At 71.8% G+C, this 20,474-nt stretch carries 14 protein-coding genes and 2 pseudogenes; 2 read left to right on the top strand and 14 right to left on the bottom strand.

The annotated features are described in order from the left end of the window. Positions 1-66 precede the first annotated feature (66 nt). From ACLJTM_RS20550 to ACLJTM_RS20540, 3 genes are all read right to left on the bottom strand, one after another. A complete protein-coding gene (locus ACLJTM_RS20550; RefSeq protein WP_411105115.1) occupies positions 67-2,880 on the bottom strand; it encodes a lantibiotic dehydratase in 2,814 nt (937 codons plus the stop codon). Positions 2,881-2,989: 109 nt separating this feature from the next. Beyond that, a complete protein-coding gene (locus ACLJTM_RS20545) occupies positions 2,990-3,187 on the bottom strand; it encodes a thiazolylpeptide-type bacteriocin (RefSeq protein WP_411105114.1) in 198 nt (65 codons plus the stop codon). A 235-nt stretch (positions 3,188-3,422) separates the two neighbouring features. Next, entirely contained in the window at positions 3,423-3,608 is a 186-nt protein-coding gene (locus tag ACLJTM_RS20540) for a thiazolylpeptide-type bacteriocin (protein WP_411105113.1), read from the bottom strand. A 507-nt stretch (positions 3,609-4,115) separates the two neighbouring features. Between ACLJTM_RS20540 and ACLJTM_RS20535 the strand changes: the two genes are divergently transcribed. Then, positions 4,116-4,517 (top strand): hypothetical protein, encoded by a 402-nt coding sequence (locus ACLJTM_RS20535; RefSeq protein ID WP_411105112.1) that lies wholly within the window; start codon positions 4,116-4,118, stop codon positions 4,515-4,517. On the opposite strand, the pseudogene ACLJTM_RS20530 reads toward ACLJTM_RS20535, so the two are convergent. The 4 genes and pseudogenes from ACLJTM_RS20530 to ACLJTM_RS20515 form a co-directional block, all read right to left on the bottom strand. Continuing rightward, a pseudogene (locus tag ACLJTM_RS20530) lies at positions 4,444-4,964 on the bottom strand (IS5 family transposase); the annotation flags it as partial. The gene ACLJTM_RS20535 and the pseudogene ACLJTM_RS20530 overlap by 74 nt on opposite strands. 509 nt (positions 4,965-5,473) lie before the next feature. Next, positions 5,474-6,364: a hypothetical protein gene (locus ACLJTM_RS20525; protein ID WP_411105327.1), complete on the bottom strand. Its 891-nt coding sequence runs from the start codon at positions 6,362-6,364 to the stop codon at positions 5,474-5,476. A gap of 22 nt (positions 6,365-6,386) precedes the next feature. Further along, a complete protein-coding gene (locus ACLJTM_RS20520) occupies positions 6,387-6,872 on the bottom strand; it encodes a hypothetical protein (RefSeq protein WP_411105111.1) in 486 nt (161 codons plus the stop codon). Between the two features lie 637 nt (positions 6,873-7,509). Continuing rightward, positions 7,510-7,917 carry a DUF6193 family natural product biosynthesis protein gene (locus ACLJTM_RS20515; protein WP_411105110.1) on the bottom strand — a complete coding sequence of 136 codons (408 nt, stop codon included), beginning with the start codon at positions 7,915-7,917 and terminating at the stop codon, positions 7,510-7,512. A 99-nt stretch (positions 7,918-8,016) separates the two neighbouring features. On the opposite strand from ACLJTM_RS20515, the gene ACLJTM_RS20510 reads away from it, so the two are divergent. Continuing rightward, positions 8,017-8,166, top strand: a complete 150-nt coding sequence (locus ACLJTM_RS20510) for a transposase (RefSeq protein WP_411105108.1) — start codon at positions 8,017-8,019, stop codon at positions 8,164-8,166. Here ACLJTM_RS20510 and ACLJTM_RS20505 read toward each other — a convergent pair. The 7 genes and pseudogenes from ACLJTM_RS20505 to ACLJTM_RS20475 form a co-directional block, all read right to left on the bottom strand. Beyond that, positions 8,140-9,261: a sensor histidine kinase gene (locus ACLJTM_RS20505; RefSeq protein WP_411105107.1), complete on the bottom strand. Its 1,122-nt coding sequence runs from the start codon at positions 9,259-9,261 to the stop codon at positions 8,140-8,142. The two genes, ACLJTM_RS20510 and ACLJTM_RS20505, sit on opposite strands and share 27 nt — an antisense overlap. Continuing rightward, positions 9,258-9,932: a response regulator gene (locus ACLJTM_RS20500; protein ID WP_411105106.1), complete on the bottom strand. Its 675-nt coding sequence runs from the start codon at positions 9,930-9,932 to the stop codon at positions 9,258-9,260. The genes ACLJTM_RS20505 and ACLJTM_RS20500 overlap by 4 nt, the downstream gene beginning before the upstream one ends. A gap of 313 nt (positions 9,933-10,245) precedes the next feature. After that, positions 10,246-12,859 (bottom strand): annotated as a pseudogene (locus tag ACLJTM_RS20495) (RICIN domain-containing protein). Between the two features lie 41 nt (positions 12,860-12,900). Further along, the gene (locus tag ACLJTM_RS20490) at positions 12,901-15,276 is read right to left on the bottom strand and encodes a non-reducing end alpha-L-arabinofuranosidase family hydrolase (protein ID WP_411105105.1); all 2,376 of its coding nucleotides are present in this window, start codon (positions 15,274-15,276) and stop codon (positions 12,901-12,903) included. Between the two features lie 356 nt (positions 15,277-15,632). After that, the gene (locus tag ACLJTM_RS20485) at positions 15,633-17,243 is read right to left on the bottom strand and encodes a sigma-70 family RNA polymerase sigma factor (protein ID WP_411105104.1); all 1,611 of its coding nucleotides are present in this window, start codon (positions 17,241-17,243) and stop codon (positions 15,633-15,635) included. 567 nt (positions 17,244-17,810) lie between these two features. Further along, complete coding sequence (locus ACLJTM_RS20480; protein ID WP_411105103.1) at positions 17,811-19,613, bottom strand: ABC transporter ATP-binding protein; 1,803 nt, start codon at positions 19,611-19,613, stop codon at positions 17,811-17,813. An 82-nt stretch (positions 19,614-19,695) separates the two neighbouring features. Further along, complete coding sequence (locus tag ACLJTM_RS20475; protein ID WP_411105102.1) at positions 19,696-19,923, bottom strand: hypothetical protein; 228 nt, start codon at positions 19,921-19,923, stop codon at positions 19,696-19,698. Between the last annotated feature and the right edge of the window lie 551 nt (positions 19,924-20,474).

The following is a 20,474-nucleotide window of genomic DNA, read 5'->3' as shown; positions in this document are numbered from 1 at the left end:
CTTCGTGCCGCGAGGGCATGGGGGTGGGCGGGGTGTGGTGCGGGCCGGGCGGTGCGGGGCGGGCGCTCATCGGGCGCGGCCGGCTCGGTAGACCTCCAGGACCAGCTCGACCGCGTGGGTCGGGGCGTCCAGGCCGCCGGGTGCGGGCAGTGCCTCTTCCAGGACGGCGCCGTCGGCGTGCCGGGAGAGCCACTTGGCGAGGCAGCGCAGGTGGAGGGCGTTGCCGAGGTCCACGAACTGCGGTTTCGGCCGGCCGAGTGCCTGGAGGAAGTCCCCGGCCGGCCGGCCGGCGGGCACGGACCCGGTGGGGTGCAGGAACACCTGCTCGGGGAGGTCCAGCAGGGCGCGCCACCGGGCCGCCGCCCGCGCCGGTACGGGGCCGCCCGCGAGGAGGTCGGCGCGCAGTTCCCCGACCACGCCGGGCGGCAACGTCCAGCGGCGGCGGCGCAGTACGACGTGGCGGTGGCGCAGCCTCGGGGTGAGGAGGGCGCGGCCGCCCGGTACGGTCAGGTGGCGTCGGGGTGTGAGCGGCCGGAGGTCGACGGCGCCGTGGGGGTGGTCGCCGAGGTGGGCGCCGATGCGGCGGGGCAGGAGGACGGGGGCGAGGAAGCCCGGATAGAGCACGTCGAGGAGTTCGCCGCCGGCGCGGACCCGGAAGCGGACCTGGTCGGTGGCCTCGTCGTGGACGAGGTCGAGGTCGCTTTCGGACAGGGAGGTCCGGCTGTGGTCGGGGCCGATCTCGTCCGGTACGAGCAGCGGGTGCAGGTTGGCGTTGAAGCCGCCGACGGGGCGGATCTGCGCGGCTCGCGCCCCGGGGGCGAGGCCGGAGCGGACCTGCCGGGACACGGCGGCGGCGGCGCGCGGGTCGAGGGAGTCCAGGAAGCGGCTGGTGAAGCGTCCCCAGCCGCCGTACACGTGGTTCACGCAGAGCAGGCCCTGTTCGGGGTCTCGTTGGAGGAAGTAGGCGTAGCTGAGGGGCCGTTGGGTGGCCCAGCCCGGCAGCCGGTCGCCGAGGGTCCGTACGAGGTCGGCCGGCAGGACGATCTCGTCGCGGTCGGCGTCGGTCCCCGACCCGGCCCCGGCCTCGCGGGCCGCTTCGGCGACCCGGCTCCGCAGGGCCGCCCACTGCGGGAGCCCGTCGGGCAGGCCGGCGCGGGCGTCGGGGTCGTGGAGGTCGAGGGCTGCGGCGCTCTCCCAGGCCTCGGCGAACTCGGCGCCGAACTCCCACGGGCGCGGGCAGGTCCCGCCGGGGCCGTAGCGCCGGACGAAGCGGTCGCGGACGACGCGGCGCACCAGGTGGCCCAGGTCGTGGAGTTCGGCCAGCGCGGTGGCCTCCCCGAGCGCCTCGTGGTCGGCGGGTCCGAGGAACCCGTCGAGCGGGAGCGGGTCGGGGGCGATCACGTCCTCGGAGAGGACGGACAGCGGTGCGGACCCGCCTGGTACGGGACGCCCGGCGGCGGCCAGCTCCTCGGCCCAGCGGCGTGAGAGCGCCGCGAGCAGCGCGGGGCGTTCGCCGGCGTCCGTGTCCGCGAAGGCGGCGGTGTCCCGCCCGATCCTCAGGATGCGCTCGGCCCGGGCCGCGTCCTCGGCGCCGGGACGGTCGTCCACGGCGGGCGCTGCCGGGTCCGGCTGCGGGGCGGGTGTCGTGGAGGGCAGCGGGGGGTGGGGGCGGAGCCAGCCGGCGAGGGCGGACAAGGGGTCGGCGGCCTGGGGCGGGACGGGATCCCCGGGCACCAGGAGGCCGTGGTCGACGAGCCGGTCGAGGAAGCCGGCGACTGCGGCCCGGGGCCCGGCGCCGGCGGCCCGGGGCCCGGCGCCGGCGGCCCGGGGCCCGGCGCCGGTGCTCGCCGCCGGCCCCCGGGCCGCGTCCAGGAGGGCGGTCAACTCGTCGAGTGGCACGGGGTCTTGGGCGTACTGGGTGACCAGGGAGAGGGGGCCGCCGAGGGGCAGTTCGACCTCGTCCTCCTCGGGGACGAGGTAGCGCCCCCCGGCGAAGGCGGCCCGTTCCCGGACGTACGCGGCCCGCTCGCTCTCGACGCGGGCGGTGCTGGTGATGCGGTACGGGAGGGCGGCGCGCCGGTGCGGGGCGTCCAGGAGGGCGAGGGTGAGGGCGGCCGTGAGGGTGCGGTTGACCTTGACCACCGCGCGCGGGGGCGTCGGGAAGAGGGGCGGGGCACCCCAGACGGCGTGGGCGCGGGTCGGCTCCGGGGGCAGGACGCCCCAGCCGACGGCGGTGAACCAGGACAGCGGGCTCGTCTTGGTGCTGGCCCGCAGGGCGTAGCGCAGGACGGTGGCTTCCTCTTTGCGGGTCCTGCGGTCGGACGGGGTCGAGCCCGCACGCTGTACGCCGCGCAGCAGGTCGGCGCTGGTCAGGGCGACCGCTTTGGCGAGGGCCGGTTCGCGACACAGGGCCGACAGGGCGGCCCGTTCGGCGGCGAGGGCCGGTTCGACGGCGGCGTCGATCAGCGGGAGGAGGGCTGCGCGGCGGGCGCACAGGTCGACCCACGCGGCGAGCCGGGGCGCGCGGGCGGGCAGGTCCCCGAGCCTGGCGAGGAGCGCCGCTCTGGGTTCGCGGCCGTTGTGCAGGGCGCGGCGCAGCGGGAGGACGACCTCGCGGTGGAAGGCGGCCGGGTGGCCCTCCCTGCTGTCGTGCAGCTCGTCGCAGAGCGGGCCGGTGGCCCGGGCCAGTGCGGTGTCGATCCCGTGGAGGCGCGCGAGCAGGGCGCGGAACCGTGCGGGGTCCGGCTGCTGGGCGGGATGGGCGAGGACGGTGGCGCGGACCAACGCGTAGGGCGCGGAGCGCACGCGGTAGCCGTCGCCGCCGGTCCCGGGCGGCTGCGGGGTCGCCGTCGGTCGCGGCGTCGGCCTGGTCTGCGGCATGGCGGTCCGTCCCGGTCCTGGGTGGCTGGTGGTCCGGGGTCCCTCCCCCCGCACGCGCGGCGCGGCGGGAGGGATCCGGTGGGGTCGTACGGCTTGCGGGGTGGCGGTGTTACACCGTCGGGTCGGTCATGGTGGGCTGCGCGCAGGACGAGGAGGCCTGGCAGGAGCAGGAGCCCGAGGACGCGCCGCCCTCGGGCAGCGCGGCGGTGTCCCGCATGGAGGTGACCGTCAGGTCGCCCAGGTCGAGTGCCAGGTCGTCGAGGTCGAAGGCCGAGGTGGCGGCCGTGGTGGGTTCGGGTCGGGTCATGGGTGTCTCCTCGAATGACGGGTGCGAAGGATGCCCGCGCCCGGTGGGACGCGTGGGCCCGATGGGACGCGTGGGCTTGATGGGACGCGTGGGCTTGATGGGACCCGTGGGCCCAATGGGATGCGTGCGCCCGATGGGACGCGTCGGACGGGCGGACGGGTGGGCGGGTAGGACGTGTGGGGCGGGCCGGACGGGACGGGCGGGGCGTGCGGGTCCCGCCCGAACCCTCGGAGGCCTAGAAGCCGGAGGTCTCCTGCTGCGGCTGCGCGCAGGACGAGGAGCCCTGGCAGGAGCAGGAACCCCAGGACGCGCCGCCCTCGGGCAGCGCGGCGGTGTCCCGCATCGAGGTGACCGTCAGGTCGCCCAGGTCGAGCGCCAGGTCGTCGAGGTCGAAGGCGAGGGAGCGGTCTTCATCGGACATGGGTGTCTCCCGAGGTGGAAGGGGATGGATGAGAAGGCCGAATGCACATCGGCCGATCGAGCACATTCGGCATGACCCGAAAAATCGAATACCGCACATCGACGAACAATGAATGATCGGTATCCGGGCCATGGAATAGATATCTCTCGATCGTCCGGATCCGCACTTTATACACCCCCTCCACGGCACCACAAGGATCCCTGGCACACACCCTCGACCCCACCTGACCGGCGTCTCTCATCTCAGCAGGTCGGAGGCCATGAAGAGGAAAGCAATCCAAGGTGACGAAATAACGCAGAAAGCACGACTCAAGGGCGAAGTCAGTAACGTGTCACCAAAAGGTCAGTACGCGATCAGTCGATGGTCAGTGCGCAATCAACGGAGGGTCAGCGCACGGTCAGTCGCAGGTCAGTGCGGGAGGGTTCCCCACACCGATACATCTCGGTCCCATACGTTTTCAGTACGGCCGATCCACATTTCCCCCACACGTGCGGCCGAGGAATTCGCGTGCGCACGCCGGAGACCCGCGCGATGCGCCGCTGGCGCTCACGGGCCGGGGTGCCGGGCGCCGTCTCCGTACGGTCGTACCGCACGTACTCGCCACCCGGCTCCCGGCCCGCCTCCTCCCCCACCGGCCCGCCCGAGCGCAGATGCGCACCGATGACCTCCCCCCGCCTCCTGAAGCCCGGCACGGCCTGGTCGGACGCCAGGCAGCGGGCACTCGCCGTCGCTCCCGGGGCGTTCCGCGACGATCACGCGCTGAACCTGTGGGCCGGCTCCTGGCAGCCCGGCGGTCGCATCCTGCCCGCGACCGGCCCCGTGGACGGCAGCGCCGTCACAGGGCCGCCCCGGCTGGACTCCGACACCCCGACCACCGCCGTACGCGCGGCGGGAGCGGTGCGAGGGTGACGGCTGCTTGGTAGGACTGGGCGGTCTTGTCGTACCTGGTGGCGATGGAACGCCACCGCCTGAGCCGGTCGAAGCAGCGTTCCACGACGTTGCGGCGTTTGTAGATCTGCTTGTCGAAGGCCGGCGGGCGGCCGCCAAGGCTGCCTCGCCGGGTACGGTTGCAGACCTGGCCGGACCGCTTGGGAATGGTGTGGGCGATGCCGTGACGGCGAAGCCAGGTACGGATCGCCGTCGAGCTGTAGCCCTTGTCGCCGATGACGTGGTCGGGCCTGATTCGCGGCCTGCCCGGACCGCGGCGGGGTACCCGTACCGCCTCACGAGAGCCGCGAACTGGGTGCAATCGTTGGTGTTCCCGCCGGTCCGCACGAACGCCAGCGGGCGGTCGGCCCCGTCGCAGGCCAGGTGGATCTTGCTGGTCAGGCCGCCCCGGGACCGGCCCAGTGCCGGGCTGCGAAGCCCCCTTGCAGCGCGTACCGCAGTCGTAGGCGGCCGGTGTGCAGTTCAGGGGTGGGCAAGGTCATGCGGAGCATCCTGCCGCGTCACACTCGCCCCCGGCCATCCGTTCACCCGGACGGTTCGAGGCGCGTACGTCCGCGGGGACCCCGGACACGCCGGATGGGCGGGGAGTCCGCAGTAGCGCCGGCCATCGCACCCAGCAGCAACCCCTCCGCGCTCATCCTGCTGTCGAAGCATGTGAACGTTTCAATTCCCCCGGGTGGGGGCTGCCTCCCAAACCGGTGTACCTCCGCCGCCTGTTCTCGGGTTCTGGCACGACTTCCGTGAAGCGGTCACGAACAGCCGGAGATGGGCCTGCTCCGGGACGTCGTGACCCCGGCGCCTCGGCATGCCTTTTGGGCACGGCTGGCGGTGCAGCAGGACCTGAAGCACCGGGCAGCGGCCTCCGCACTCCATGGGCGCGCGCCACTCGCCTTGGCGCCCCTCGAGCCGTCCGCCCTTCAACCCTGCGCGGGCGGAGCGATCTGGTGGTCGTAGAACACCTTGACGAGGGCCTTCATCAAGGAGAGCTGACGGTGGCAGTCGTGGATCACTTCTCCTGCCGCCTCGAGGACGAGTTCCTGCGTGTTGGCTGGTTGTCCCCCTTTGCGGGCGAAGGCGGCGCTCAGACGACCGGTGCCAGGATCGTCGGGACAGCTGGTGTGGAACACGGCCTCCTGGCCGAATTCGGGCAGGGCCCCCAAGCCCGATGCCGTCCCGGGTTTACCCATGGTGGCGTCCTTCGCCCTGGCGAAGACGTCGAGGCGGACGCCGAGCGGGTTCCGCGCCGCGGGCTCGTACCGGCAGTGCCATCCGCCGTCCCGCCACGCCTGATGGCGCACCAGTTGGAATGGCGGCCGGCCGAGGACTGGTTCCAGCACATCGGCGTCCGGACATCCCGTCGAGGTGTCCACGATCGTCGGCACCTGTGCCTTCGGCGGTCCTTCACTGCCGGAGCCGGCCTCGGACGCCGGAGAAGCGCATGCCACGGACACCGCGAGAACAACCGCGGCTATCAGAGGCCGGCGGATGGGGGCGTGACGCATCGACAACTCACCTTCCATGGCATCCCCTGAGAACATCTGGAACGGTCCGATGCTAGGCCTCCCCGCGGCGCTGCACAGCGCGGTTGCCCGCATTCCCTTCTCCACAAGACCGAGGGTGTGTGCGAATGGCCCGGCGCAGCGCCGGACCGCGACGTCTGCCTCGACGGGCGCGGCCTGGTTGCTGCGGATGGAGCGGGAACGCACCGCGTTCTTGACCCAGGGAAGCAGCACACGCAGGCTCTGCTCTGCCTCGCCCGGCGAAGGGCAGACGTCCTCTTCGCGATACTCCGCGACGGTACCTTCCACGAATCCCGGCCCACGGCCGCGATCACATGACCAGCGGCTCAGCAAGGAGGACGACTCGGTCGGCCACAACTTCGAATCCGAGCACCGGATGGCCGTAGTCGCCCTCCGGATCCATCAGGACCGGCTTGCCCAGTCGGCGCCCGATCTCCCGCAAGAAGCCGCAGAACACATCGAGGCGCTCCTGACCCTGCAATTCCCGCAGGTCAACGTCGAAGTCGATGGCCTCGTCGTGATGGAAACGGAAGATCGCCAGCACATCGGCAGTCGGCCAGACCCGCAGGTCCGCGCACTCAGCATCGGCCGGGCGGGACAGCACGCTTTCGGCCCGAGGGACCGGAAGCACCGTCTCGCCTTCGGAGTACTGGCACTTCCACCCCCTCGCCTCGACAAGGTCGAGGACCGCCTGCCAGTCCTCCACCGAAGCATTCGGGACCCGCAGATCAGGCAGCGACCCCATGAGGTCCGGGTTGAAGAAACACCTCACGTCATCCCATAGCAGATCAGCCACACCGCCATGCTGCCCGGCGCCACGGTCCAGCGCAGCCCCGTTTCTCTTGACCAAGGAGATAGGGCCCCCCGCTGAACCAGTGACCGTCGTGCCGGTGACAGAGACGCGGAACATGACCTGGCCACGCTCGGTCCAGGCGGCGGGGTCCCGAAGTGCCGGCGTACCCGCCGCGGTAGCAACGGCCGTCCCAGGACGCCACCGCGCCCTTGGCCCAAGTCCTCGGCCCCGACCGGGTGGGCGCCGAGCCGGCCGCCGCTGGAGCTGGCCAAGCTCTGCGGTGGGCTGCCGCTGGCCCTGCGGGTGGTGGCCGCCCGCCTGGCCGGCCCCCCGACTGGACCTTGGCCGCGACAGCCGCCGAGCTCTACGACGAGACAAGAACGCACACAACGCGCCGCGCCCACGACGCCGGTCGGCTCACAGACCCGCCGCCTGCATAGCGCAGCAGCGTGCCGTTGCCGGGGGACGCTGAGCTGATGAGGTTCGGCCGCTCCGAAGCGGCGCCAACCCCGCCCCATGCCGAGCACACGCCGGTCCTTCTCACGCCGCACTGAGCGGTGGTCCCTACCACCCGTCGGCCAGGAGGGCTCGTCTTCAAAGCTGCTTCTGGAGCTGCTTCCGCGAAGTCGACGGGCCGCTTCTAGCTGTTGCCCCGCGCCTTCTCGTGGGCGGCCAGTTCCTCTGCATTGCCGATGAAGGCCGCGCCGCAGTGGGGTGGCAGGCGATCGATGACCATCGCGACCGCAGCTTGTGCACTGTCGGTCTCGGCGATCCGCGGACTGCTTCGGCTCGGCCCTTCCACGTAGTACCGTCCGTCTTTCAGTGTGCCGATGTAGGGAACGTCCCAGGTGTGGCGAATCTCCGTGCACCTGCTGAAGTGCAGCTCCCACATACCGGTCCAGGGGTACAGCTGACGAAGGAGCGGCTCGGCATGCGCCGCCAGCACCAGCTCGGCAAACGGAGCCAGCAGCGGCGATTCCGCTGGCCGGCGGGGTTCGCCGGCAGTGGTGAGGATCTTGTGCCAGGCTGCTTCGACAGTGGTGGTCATGCTGTGATTGTGCAGGTCCTGAGGCCCATCGTCGAAGATCACCTACTGGCGGATCACGGTCGGATGCACCGACATGAACTCACCGACCAGGAGTAGGACTTGCCCGCTCCGCTCACACCACAGGCCGTGACTGGCCGACCGAGGGCGAACGACCGGCAGGTCATCAACGGGATGCTCCAGAAGATCCGCACCGGCCTACCGTGGCGTGACGTGGGCGTGCGGTCAGGCGGGACGGGTGGGGGCGCGTAGTTCGATCATGTAGCCGCCCTCGGGGGTAGGTTCGGCGGTGAGCGTGCCGTGCAGCAGTTCGGCGCGTTCCTTCAGGCCGATGAGGCCGTGGCGGGCGCTGGGCAGGGCGACGGTCGTGCGGGTGGGGGCCGTGTTGGTGACGGTGACGCCGAAGTGGTGGGCGTTGTGCCACAGGTGGACGTCGGCGCGGGCGCCGGGGGCGTGCTTGCGGACGTTGGTGAGGGCTTCTTGCACCGTACGGTAGACGGTGCGCTGGGCGGTAGTGCTGATGCCGGGAGGGAGCTCTCCGGTCAGGGTGGTCTTGATGCCGCTGTGGGCGATGAGCTGCTGGAGGTCGGCGAGGGTGGGTTGGGGGGTGAGTTCGGTCGCCTTGCCGCCGGAGGCGCGCAGCAGGGTGACCATGTGGCGGAGTTCGTCGAGGGTGTTCGCGCTGAGGGTGCGGATGGTGCGGGCGGCCTCGCGGGCGTCGGGGTCCTTGGCGGCGACCTGGAGGGCTCCGGCCTGGACGGCGATGAGGCTGACCTGGTGGGAGACGACGTCGTGCATCTCGCGGGCCAGTTGGGCCCGTTCATGGGCGAGGACGGTCTGGGCGTACAGGACGCCTTCGTGTTCCCGGGCCTCTTTGACTTCGACGAGCCGGCGGGCCACGTCGCGCCTGGCCTGCACGAGTTGGCCGAACAGGACGGGAGCGACGGCCGTGGCCAGCGTGTAGACGAACTGGACGAGCGTCCACGTCCGGTCGCCCACGAACGTGTCGGACAGGGGCCAGGCGAGGCTGTCCGCGGCCGCGTTCAGCAGGGCGCAGCCGGCCGGCAGGGGGCGGTTGCGAGTGGACGCGGCCAGTGTGTACAAGGCTGCGATCGGAGCGACCGCCACGTCCATGAACAGGGTCATGGGCAGGGTCAGCAGGAAGACGGCAAGCGGGAAGCGTCTGCGCAGGAACAGTCCGGCCGAGCCCACGGCGGCGCAGGTCCACATCAGAGGGGTCGCGTCGCCGAAGAGGTTGATCCATGCGTCGAGCGCGGCCAGTGCGACGAGGCCCGCGTCGACGGCCCAGGGCGGCACGCGCCGCCACGGTGTCCGGCCCGTGCTCATCGTCCGTCGTCCCGGATCGTGTCGTCGTGGGTGAGCAGTCCGGCGCGCTCGGCCAGGAGTGCGGCCTGGACGCGGCTGGTGACCCGCAGTTTGGTCAGGATCGAGCTGACGTGGTCCTTCACGGTGCCCTGGCTCAGGTGGATACGGGTGCCGATGTCGGCGTTGGACAGCCCTTCGGCGATCAGGACGAGGACCTCGCGTTCCCGGTCGCTGAGGAGGCCCACGCGTGCGACGTCCGCGTCCGGGGGCGCCCCCACTCCCGGGTGACTGCGCAGCAGCGCGCGTGATGCCTTCGGGGACATCACCACCCCGCCCGCGGCCAGGGTGCGCACCAGTTGGGCGAGCTGTTCGGGCTCAGTGTCCTTGAGCAGGAAGCCGGAGGCTCCCGAGCGCAGGGCGGTGAGGATGTACTCGTCGGTGTCGAAGGTGGTCAGCATGGCCACGTGCGGCGGTTCGGGGAGTTCCTGGATCTGCCGCAGGACCGTCAGGCCGTCCACGTCCGGCATGCGGATGTCGAGGAGCACGACGTCCGGCCGTTCGCGCCGGATGACCTCGGCGGCCGGCGCCCCCTCCGCGGTCGCCACGACCTCGATGCCGTCGGAGGCGTTCAGGATCATCTGGAAGCCTGACCGCACCAGGGCCTCGTCGTCCACCACCACTACCCGGATCACCGGTTTTCCGCCTCACGCTCTCGTCTGCTCTGACCCGCTTCTCGGCGACCCGTACACCCGGGTGCTCCGCACGCCCGTACGGTGCTGCCTGACGTCGACCGTACGCCCGGCAGGGTATGCGGTGGCGTGATCGCCCCCGCGCTCCGGACGCCTAGCGGGTCGGCTCCAGCCGTTCGGGGGGTGCGCTCCGGCCGGTCGGCCGGTCGGCGGGGCGACGGGGCGACGAGGGCGAGGCTCGGCGGATGGTGCCTGCGGTCGTCCGCGGCCACGGTCTCGTCCCTGGGGCCCCAGCTCCCCGGCCCGGGCGCAGGGGTCAGGACGGGTCGCCGTATTGGAGGCCGCGGCCGTTGGTGCCGACGTACACGCGGCCGAAGACGTCGGGGTCACCGGTGATGACGCCGGTGCCGCCGATGCCGCCCCACTGGTGCGCGTCGTCGTTGACGCGGAGCCAGGTGGCGCCCTGGTCGGTGGAGCGGAAGACTCCGGTGACGTCCTTGACGGTGCCGATCAGGTACAGGGCCTGGTAGGAGGCGCCCGGCGCGGCCTTGCCGAAGCCGAGGGCGGAGACGGACTGCACCGCGGCGAGCCGGGTGAAGGTGCGGCCACCGTCGGTGGATTGCAGGAGCCCATGGCACCGCCGGCGATCCACAGGTCCCCCGCGACTCCGGGGACGGCCTTGAGCCGGCCGTCGGCGGGAAGGTTGGCGGCGCGGGCGGTGAAGGTGGCCCCGCCGTCGGTGCTGGCGTACAGGGTGCCGCCGGCCAGGGAGTAGAACGTCCCGGCCGAGGAGCGGTCGGCGACGACGACGGCTCCGGTGCCCAGGCCGCTGACCTTGGACCAGGTCGCTCCCTTGTCGGCCGAGCGGTACGGGGCCTGCCCGGCCTGCGTCCAGACGATGGCCGAGCCGTCGGCGGAGAGCGCCACGCGGCCGCTGTCGGCGCCGGCCACCGGTTCGGACGCGAAGCCGTTCCAGCTGCGGCCGCCGTCGGTGGACCAGGCGCCGTCCTGCGCGCCGCCCCGGCCGACGCGGACCATCATCGAGGGGTTGGACTGTGCGAAGTCGATGGACGTGCTGTTGCTCATCATCGGGTTCTTCAGCCGCCCGGGGGGCACCTCGGTGAGGGAGTCGTGGCGGAATCCGCCGAGGTCGCCCATGGCCGTGATGACGTGGGCGCCGCCGGGCGGGGCGATCGCGTCCAGCAGGGCGGTCTCCTCCAGCCCGCGGGCGCCCACGCTCCAGTGGCTGGTGCCGCCGCTGTCGGAGGCGTCGGCGTCCTTGCTGCGCAGGATGCCGCTGCCGGTGCCGTACAGCACGTGCCCGGAGTCGAAGGGATCGATGGCCAGGGAGGTCATCCAGTGCCCGGTGCCGGTTCCCACGTACGGGGCGGCGGAGGCGTCCCGCACCGACTTGTCGGCCAGGGCCTTCCATGTCGTGCCGCCGTCGGTGGTCCGGTAGATCTCGTCCTCCGGCCACCAACGGTTGAGGGTGGTGACCATCACCGTGGAGGGCTTGCGCGGGTCGACGGCCAGTCCGGAGAACCCGTAGTTGCCCTGGGAGGGGGAGATGTTCTTCCACGCCCCGGCCGTCGGCGTGTGCTTCCACACGGAGCCCCCGGTCACGCCGTTGGGGCCGGGGGCGTTGGTGTAGGTCAGGTACAGGGAGCCGTCACCGGCGAGAACGCCGTGCTGCGGTATCTGTCCGGTGGGCTGACCGGGGACGGCCTGCCAGGTGCTGCCGCCGTCGGTGGAGCGGTAGAGGGAGGTGGACCGGTCGGCGACGCCGACGTAGATCGTCTTGCTGCCGGCCGGGCCGTACGTCACGAAGGAGATGCCCGCGCCGCTGCCCGCTCCGTCCTTGACGGGGAACGACGAGACCTGGCTCCAGGTCGCGCCGTGGTCGCCGCTGCGCCACAGGCCGTTCTTGCGCGTGCCCAGCAGCAGGGTGCCGTTGTCCGCGGGGTCGACCGCCAGCCGTTCGCCCGCCCCCCGGCCGTCCTCGTTACCGCCCAGCTTGAAGGGCAGGTCGGTGCGCTGGAAGGTGCGGCCCCGGTCGGTGGAGCGCAGGATCGCTCCGTTGCCTGCCCAGTCGTTGGTGTAGGTGCCGGCCGGTCGGGGTCGGCCGGATCGGTGGCCAGCGCGTCGATGCCCAGCAGGTTCCAGTCCTTCTCGCCGAGCCAGTCGGTCAGCGGGATCCACTGCTCGGCCCCGGTGTCCCAGCGGTAGGCGCCGCCCATGTCGGTACGCGCGTACAGCAGGCCCTTCTCCCGCGGGTTGAACACCAGCCCGGTGACGTAACCGCCGCCCACCACCTGGGCGTTCCGCCAGGTGTACGGTCCGGATCCGGGCGCCTTGGTCTCGGCCGTCCTCACCAGCTTCCACTGCTGGTTGGTGCTGCCGTGGGCGCGGTACTGGATGACTGCCGCGCCGTCGGCCGTGGAGCCACCGGATACGTCCAGGACCTGGCCGCTCCTGCGGGAGGTGAGGACGACGGCGTCGGAACCGCTCACCTCGTCCATCCGCCATTCCTGGGAGGTGGAAGAGCTGTCGGTCTGCTGCTCGGCGGCGGCCGCCTGGGCGGTCGAGTCGCCGGCCATGCCCAGGACTTTGCCGCTGTTGCGGTTCACCAGCTCGTAGTAGCCGTCTCCGGTGGCCCGCAGTCTCCACTGCTGGTTGGCGGTGTTCTGGTCGGTCCACTGCTGGATGCGGCCGCCGTCGGCGGTGGAGAAGGCGTTGACGTCCAACGCCTTGCCGCTGCGTACGGAGACCAGCCGGTAGTAGGCGTTGCCGTCGACCGTCGCGGCCTGCGAGTCGTCCTGCACGTAGAGGAGGTACGGCACGAGGACGGCGGGCACACCGAGCAGCAGTCCGGTCCCGGTCCAGCGACGGCGGTGGCGTCCGCGGCGCCCAGCGTTCGGGGGGTTCTTCATGGGGGTGGTTCTCCTTGCGCGTTTCTGTGGATCGGGGCGGGTCAGCGCTGCAGGGTGAGGAGGCCCGGCCGGTACGGCAGCCGGTCGTAGGGGCCGCCTGCCGCGGGCGCCTTGCCCTGGTACAGGAACCGCAGGTTGCAGGGGTCGATGGTCATCGTCTGGTCGGGGTTGTCGCGGACCAGGTCACCGTGGCTGATGTCGTTGGTCCAGGTGGCACCGCTGTTCGCGCTGCCCGCGAAGGGGGTGTTCTCGGCGGCGGCCTGCGGGGTCCACGGACCGTTCAGGCTGGAGGACGTGAACGAGCGGAAGTAGCGGGCCTCGTTCGCGCCCCTCGCCTCGACGATCATGAGGTACTGGTTCTGGCCCTGGACCTTGTAGACCTGCGGGGCCTCGAACAGCTTGTCGGGCGTGTCGCTCATGACCGTCGTGTACGAGGAGCCGAAGGTGCCCGGGAAGTTCCCGATCGGCATGCTCGACCGGTAGATCTTGCCGTTGTCACCGGCGAAGAAGAGGTACATGTTCCGGTCGTCGGCGATCAGGGTCTGGTCGATCGGGCCGGTGGCGGAGTCGGTGCGGGGGATGCTGCCGGTGAACAGCGGCTGCGGCGCGGACCAGCCGTCGGGGTTGGCCGGGTCGCTCGACGTGCGGTAGACGAAGGGCCACGCCCCCCACTGGTACGCCAGCACCCAGATCTTTTTGGGCGCGAAGTAGAACAGCGTGGGAGCCACCGCGGCCTGGCTCATCCCGGTCTGGCGGGCCGACGCCATGTCCGACCAGTTCGTGAAGGGCCCGGACATCATGGAGCCGTACGAAGAGCCCGAGAAGTTCGACCCGTAGACCAGGTGCTTGCCGTTGTACGTCACGTGGGTGAAGTCCTTCAGGGAGGCCCACCCGTTCGCCGGCTGCGCCAGCGCACCCGTCGACGTCCACCGGTACGTCGAGGGCAGAGCACACGTGCCCGACGGCGCGGGAGTTGCCGGGGCCGGGGCCTCGGCCGGGCGGGTCCACTTCTGGTTGCCGCCGGACCAGCAGGAGTACAGCTGGATTCCGGTGCGGTTGGCGGTGGCCGCGCCGACGGCGTCGAGGCACAGCCCGGACTGGACCCCGGAGATCGTGCCGTCGGTGTTGACGTTCCACTGCTGGCCGGCGCCGCCGTTGCAGTCTTCGATGACCACCGCGGTGCCGTTGCCGGTGCCCTTGTCCTTGGCGGCCAGGCACTTGCTGCCGTAGACCATCAGCTGCTTGCCGGAGGTGAGGGTCCAGCGCTGGTTGGCCCGTCCGTGGCAGTCCCACAGCTGCGCCTGGGTCCCATGGGCCGTGGTGGAGCCCTTGATGTCGATGCAGCGGCCGGAAGCGACGCCCTTGATCGTGCCGGTGCCGGTCCCGGAGGTGGTACCGGGGGCCGTCTTGAAGGCGTTCACGACGGCGGTGTGGGCGGCCTTGGGGTTGCCGTTGCCGTCGAACAGCAGGGGGTTCTCACCCTTGCGCCAGGAGTCGCTGTCGCGGATCCCCCAGACCGTGATGCCGGTACACCGAGCCACGGAGAGGCAGGCTTTCACGGCGTTGGTGTAGTGGGCCGGCGACGCCTGGGCGATGTCCAGCTCGGTGATCTGGACGTCGACGCCCAGTGCGGCGAAGTTGGCCAGGGTGGTCTGGAAGCCCGCCGGGGGGCCGCCGGCGCCGAAGTGGCTCTGGAACCCGACGCAGTCGATCGGCACGCCACGTGACGTGAAGTCCCTGACCATGTTGTAGACGCCCTGGGTCTTGGCGTCCGACCAGTTCTCGATGTTGTAGTCGTTGTAGCAGAGCTTGGCGGAGGAGTCGGTCGCCCGGGCGGTGCGGAACGCTTCCTCGATGAAGCCGTTGCCCAGCACGTTCTGGAACACCGAGCTGCGGTGCTGGGTGGAGCCGTCGGCGAACGCCTCGTTGACCACGTCCCAGGAGTGGATCTTGCCCTTGTAGCGGGTCATCAACGTGGTGATGTGGTTGTTCATCACACCGCGCAGCGTGTTCGCGTCACCGATCGAGCTGACCCAGGACGGGAGCTGCGAGTGCCAGACGGCGGTGTGGCCGCGCAGGCGCTGACCGTGCGCCGCGGCGTGGCCGACGACCTGATCGGCCGGGCCGAACGTGAAAGTGCCGCGGGACGGTTCGATGGCGTCCCACTTCATCTCGTTCTCCGGGGTGATCATGTTGAACTCCCGGTCCAAGATGGCGGCGTACCTCGGGTCGCCGAGCCTGCCGGCGGCCACGGCGGTGCCGAAGTACCTGCCCGAGGACGCCGCCTGCGTGCCCAAGGGGGTTGCGGCTCCGGCAGAGCCGGGGAGCAGCGTCAGGACACCGGCCACCAGCGCCGCGGCCGACAGTCCGATCGTCAGTGTCCGGCGACGCCGACCGCGCCGGTGCAGGCCCTTCATGCTGCTCCTCGGTGGTCTCGCTCCTGCGTGCAGGGCGTGCGGCGTTCACGGGTATCTCGCGTCATGGGGCGCCTTCTTCCGGGGATGTACCGATGGGTGGTGAGGCACCCGTCACGCCGGCTCGCAGGGTGAGCGGCGGAAAGAACCCCACGAAGTGGAGGCTTCCGAACGCGGGACCGCGTAACGAAAAAGGCGCGCGATGGTGACGATCGACCCGTGATGCATCTCGCTGGAGAAAAGTGTTACGTCCGGCCCGTGGGTCCGGTCGTCCATGGGGAAGGGGAGGCCGTGCCCCTCTACGGTGCTGTTCGCAGGGGCACCGGCCGGCGGTCGGCCTGTTGCTCAGCGAGCGGTGCTCAGGACCGGGCCTCGCGGACGACGAAGGAGGCCTGGCCGGCGAAGGCCCGGGTGCCGTCGGAGCCGTCGAGGAAGATGCCGCCGTCGCGGTGGCGGATGACCGATTCCGGGTAGTTGTGGGCATACAGGGTCACCGACCCCGCGACCACCCCGGGGCGCGGACAGAAGGTGGCGTCCTTGCGGAACAGTTCGCTGCCGTCGTCGGTGCTCAGCCGCAGCCGAAGGTAATGGTGCCGAAGATAACGCCCGTCGGCCGCACGGAAGGTGACGCACCGTGTGTCGGCCAGTCCCCGGACCACCGTGAACGTGACGCGTTGCCGAGCCGGCGCGCTGCCGGACGCGGAGACCGGGCCCAGCGTCGCGAAGTCACCGGAATACGTCAGGTAGAGGTCGGGCTGGTCCACGGACTCCAGGGACTGTGCGCCGAGCGGAACAGTGCCTGCTGCGACGGCGGACGGGCTCGCGGGCGGAGGTCCGGCCGGCGTGGGCGTGCCCGACGGGATCGGTGTGGGACCACCCGCCGTGGGACCGCCCGCCGTGGGACCGCCGGCCGTGGGACCGACCGCCGTGGGACCGACCGCGGGAGCGGCGCTGACGTCGGGCACCCGGGGCGCCGGTTCCGGCAAGGTCGCGTAGGTGGCGGCCCCCGTGACGAGCACCGCGCCGACGGCGAAGCCCGCCAGCTGATGGGTGGTCAGTGCGTGGAGTTTGCCGGCCACCGCGCCGTGCAGACCGCCTCCCTTCACCGCCGCGCCGGCGGCCACGGGGACCATCGCCGTCCCGGCGGCGCTCGCGGCCGCACCCGGCAGCAGGCCCTTGGCGGTCAGCGCGGCGATGAGTCCGGCAGGGACGGCCAGGGGCGCGAGGCTGAGGAGCAGCAGCTCGGCGGGGACCCGGTTCGTCTCCGTCGCCGTGCACACCGGGCAGTCGCGGGTGTGCCGCGCGATCCGCTTCCGCCACACCGACGTACGCAGACCGTCCCATCCGGCGACGGTCTCCCCCAGCTGCCGGCATCGCGGGTGGGCCGCCAGCGCAGCGACGATCGTCCGGCTCAGTTCCAGCTGCTCGCGCATGCGTTGCAGGCGCACGCCGGCGTGGGCGACGGTGAGGCCCGTCGCGGTGGCGATGTCCTCACGGCTCAGCAGTCCGGCGCGCTCCTGCCACCACAGGGAGAGGAGCACCCGGTGGTCCGGGTCGAGCCACCGGCCGGCTTCGGCGATCTGACGGCGCTCGTCCGACACGCGGAGACGCAGGATCGTCGCGTCCTCGGGTTGGGGGCCGGCGTCCGGTAGGTGGAGTGCCTCGTCGATGACCGCTGTCCGGTCGGTGAAGACGCGCTGCCGCTGCCAATGCGTCTGTATCTGGCGGAGCGTGATCGACACCAGCCAGGGGCGGAAGCTGTCGGGAGCGCGCAGGGCAGGCAGATCGCGCACCACGCGCAACAGCGTCTCCTGGACGACGTCGTCGACGTCGGCATGTCCGCTCAGGGCTCGCCGGACGATGTTGTAGATCAACGGCAGGCAGGCGGCGACCAGCTCTTCGCGCGCCCGGTCGTCGCCGGCCTGCGCCGCGATGACCAGGCCCGCGTGGTCCGCGTCCATGAGCCCCATGCCCACCCTCCTCGATACGGCGTCAGACCCTAACGCCCGCGAAGGTGTGCGGCCAAAGCCCGTGCCTCGCCCCGGGTACGTCGGGCCGCGAGATCATCCGCCCCGGCCCGCCGGTCGGCGGGGCGGTCCCGACCGGTCGGCGGAGCGGTCCCGACCGGTCGGCGGGGCGGTCCCGACCGGTCGGCGGGGGGCCCGGCCGCTCGGCACGCTGGACACCCGGCCTGAATCCGTCAGGTGTCCGGCCGCACCCCGCCAGGTGGCCGCCGTACACCCCGCCATCCGACGGGGCTCCGAGACCCCTGCGGCCACCACACATCCAGGAAAGAGCCACCGAAGGCGACGACACCAACTGCGACGGTACGCGAGAGGCGCGGCCTTCTGCGGGACGGTCCACCCGACGGCCGGTCGAATGGGGCGGGGGCGTCACCGGGAACGTCGCTCGCGGCTACGCGGCCCTGCCCTCAGCCTCACGCGTCGTGTGGTGCACCGGTATCCGGCGGATGTCCGGCGCCACCCCGTCACGTAGCCGGGCTGCCCCCGCCGTGCGGCGGGGACAGCCGGTCGGGCTCACCCGGCGGGGCGCCCCGCCGGGAGCAGGAGCTGGGTCGCGGCGAGCTGTGCGTACAGCTCGTCCCGGTCCACCAGCTGGTCGTGGGTGCCGATCGCGCGGACCCTGCCGGCGTCCATGACGACGATGCGGTCCGCGTCCGTGACCGTCGACAGGCGATGCGCCACCACCAGGACAGTGGTCTGGTGTGCCGTCTCGGCGATGGCCTCCCGCAGCGCCAGCTCGTTGACGGCATCGAGCTGCGAGGTCGCCTCGTCCAAGAGCAGCAGCCGAGGTCTGCGCAGGAGCGCGCGGGCGATCGCGACGCGCTGGCGCTCGCCGCCGGACAGCTTCGAGCCGCGGTGCCCGACCAGGGTGTCCAGGCCGTGCGGGAGACGTTCGACGAGGGTGTCGAGCCTGGTCCGCGCGAGGACCTCGCGAACGTCGTCGTCGGTCGCGCGGGGCGCGGCGAAGACCAGGTTCTCCCTCAGCGTGCCGGCCAGCACCGGTGCGTCCTGCTCGACGTACCCGATGACGGACCGCAACTCGGACAGCGGCCACCGGCGTATGTCCTCGCCGTCGACCAGGATCCGGCCGCCGGTCGTCTCGTAGAACCGCTCGATGAGCGAGAAGACCGTCGACTTGCCCGCACCCGAAGGCCCGACGAAGGCCGTCATCCCGGCGCCCGGCACCTCGAAATCCACCTGCTGGTGGATGAGGGGCAGCCCGGGGGCGCAGCGGAAGGACACACCCTCGAAGCGGACCGAAGCCGGACCCCGCCCGGCTTCCGAGGACTGGGCCCGCACGGGCTGCTGCGTGGCCGGCGGCTCTGCCGCCAGGCGGTCCACCTCCTCGATCCGGGAGATCGCGGCCGCGCCCTCCTGGTATGCGGTGGCGGCCTCGACCAGCTTGTACACCGGCTCCATCAGGTAGAAGAGGTACAGCAGCAAGGCGACGAGTGTGGAGACGGGGATGTCCCCGGACGCCACCCGCGCCCCGCCGACCGCGAGCACGGCGAGGAACGCCAGCTGGACGGCGAGGTTGTCCGCCGTTCCCAGCAGGGCCTCCCACTTCGCGCCGCGCACGCCGTGGCGCCACGCCCGCCGGGCCGACTCCTCGACGCGAGCGGTCTCCTGTTCCTCGGCGCCGGACGCCTTCACCGTACGGAACGCGCCGAAGACCCGCTCCAGGCCGGTGGACATCTCCCCGACAGCCTCCTGCGCGCGCTCGGCGGCCTGTCCGATTCTCGGCATGACCAGGGCAGCAGTCGCGGCGACGACCGCGACCACGAGGAGGGCGACGCCGAGCAGGACGAGGTCCAGGAAGGCCATCACCACGATCGCCGCGATCAGCGTCAGCGTCCCGGTCGCGGCGTTGACCACCGCCCGGGTGCTGACGGCGCGCAGCAGCGTGGTGTCGGAGGTCACCCGTGACATCAGATCACCCGGCTGCATCCGGTCGACCGCCGCGAGCCGAAGCCGCAGCAGCCGGCCGATGAGGCTCCGGCGAGCGGCCAGGACCACCGACTCCGCCGTCCGCTCCAGCACATAGGCGCCGAATGCCTCGGCAACGGTGCTCAGCAGCACCAGTACGGTCAGGGCCAGCAGGATGGTGGCGATCGTGCCGCCGGACGAGAGCCGGTCGACCAGCGCCTTGGTGGCCAGTGGCTGCAGCAGCCCTCCCGCGCTCCCCGCCAGCGCCAACAGCAGACCGAGTACGACGGCCCCTCGGTGCGGGCGGACGTACCCGTACAGCGCCTTGAGCGTCTCACGGACGCGCAGGGAGTCGGCACCCGTCGTCTCCGGGGCGGATGCGGTGTTCACAAGATTCCTTTCCTACGTGGTCTGCCGCCCGCCGCGTCAGCGGCGGTGGGCACCGGCCCCCGACGGGGCAGTGACCCTCGGCTCAGCGGGCCAGCTCGACGGCCGTCGCGGCGAGCGTGTGCACCACGGCATCGCGGAGGTCAGGGCTGACGACGGCCAGACAGAGGCCGCTCGCCACCAAGGCCATGCCGAGGAACTCCCAGAGCGCGCTCCTTCGCCGCCCGGCGTTCCCACGGCTCCCTGCTCCGGCCGGCGGACGGAGCAGGGAGCCGTGAGTGTCGAGCTCCGGCTCCTGCGCACGCTGTGTCATGCCACCAGCCTGGGAGCCCAGGCCGTCTGTCGGCCATCCGGCGATCGTCGGGTGCACCCCCGCCAAGTGGCTGGACCCCCCTGTGCCGGACCGTCGCCGCGTTCCGGTCCTCAAACCGGCCCACCAAGGCCGGAACCCCATGTCGATGGTGATCACGGCCGGGCAGCGCGGGGACTCGCCGCAGTTCGAAACCGTGCCGGGGAAGGTCCGGGTGCCCCGCATCGGGCCGGGCCGACCACGTGTCCGCCCCGATCGGGTCCGCGCTGACAAGGCGTACGCCTCCCGCGGAATCGTTCCTGTCTACGCCGCCGCGGGATCCGCCGCGAGATCCGCCGCGCCATCCCCCACGAGGCCGACCAGGCACGCAATCGCCACAAGCTCGGCTCCCGCGGCGGCCGGCCGCCGCATTCAGACCCGGCCGACTACCGCCAGCGCCACGCGGTCGAGTGCGGCATCAACCGCCTCAAGAGACATCGCCTGTCGCCACGCGCTACGACAGGCGCGCCGTCCGCTGCGAGGCAACCGTGCTGCTGGTGGCAGTCCTTGACGAC

Origin of the sequence: Streptomyces sp. cmx-4-9, assembly GCF_046548835.1 — a bacterium.
Lineage (GTDB): Bacteria > Actinomycetota > Actinomycetes > Streptomycetales > Streptomycetaceae > Streptomyces.
This window is presented reverse-complemented; position numbering and strand designations above follow the sequence as displayed.

Bases quoted from the DNA above. Each gene is read 5' to 3' on its own strand.
- ACLJTM_RS20475 (WP_411105102.1), bottom strand. From the start codon at position 19,923: ATGACACAGCGTGCGCAGGAGCCGGAGCTCGACACTCACGGCTCCCTG.
- ACLJTM_RS20490 (WP_411105105.1), bottom strand. From the start codon at position 15,276: ATGAAGGGCCTGCACCGGCGCGGTCGGCGTCGCCGGACACTGACGATC.
- ACLJTM_RS20505 (WP_411105107.1), bottom strand. From the start codon at position 9,261: ATGAGCACGGGCCGGACACCGTGGCGGCGCGTGCCGCCCTGGGCCGTC.
- ACLJTM_RS20540 (WP_411105113.1), bottom strand. From the start codon at position 3,608: ATGTCCGATGAAGACCGCTCCCTCGCCTTCGACCTCGACGACCTGGCG.
- ACLJTM_RS20550 (WP_411105115.1), bottom strand. From the start codon at position 2,880: ATGCCGCAGACCAGGCCGACGCCGCGACCGACGGCGACCCCGCAGCCG.
- ACLJTM_RS20485 (WP_411105104.1), bottom strand. From the start codon at position 17,243: ATGGGGCTCATGGACGCGGACCACGCGGGCCTGGTCATCGCGGCGCAG.
- ACLJTM_RS20545 (WP_411105114.1), bottom strand. From the start codon at position 3,187: ATGACCCGACCCGAACCCACCACGGCCGCCACCTCGGCCTTCGACCTC.
- ACLJTM_RS20515 (WP_411105110.1), bottom strand. From the start codon at position 7,917: ATGACCACCACTGTCGAAGCAGCCTGGCACAAGATCCTCACCACTGCC.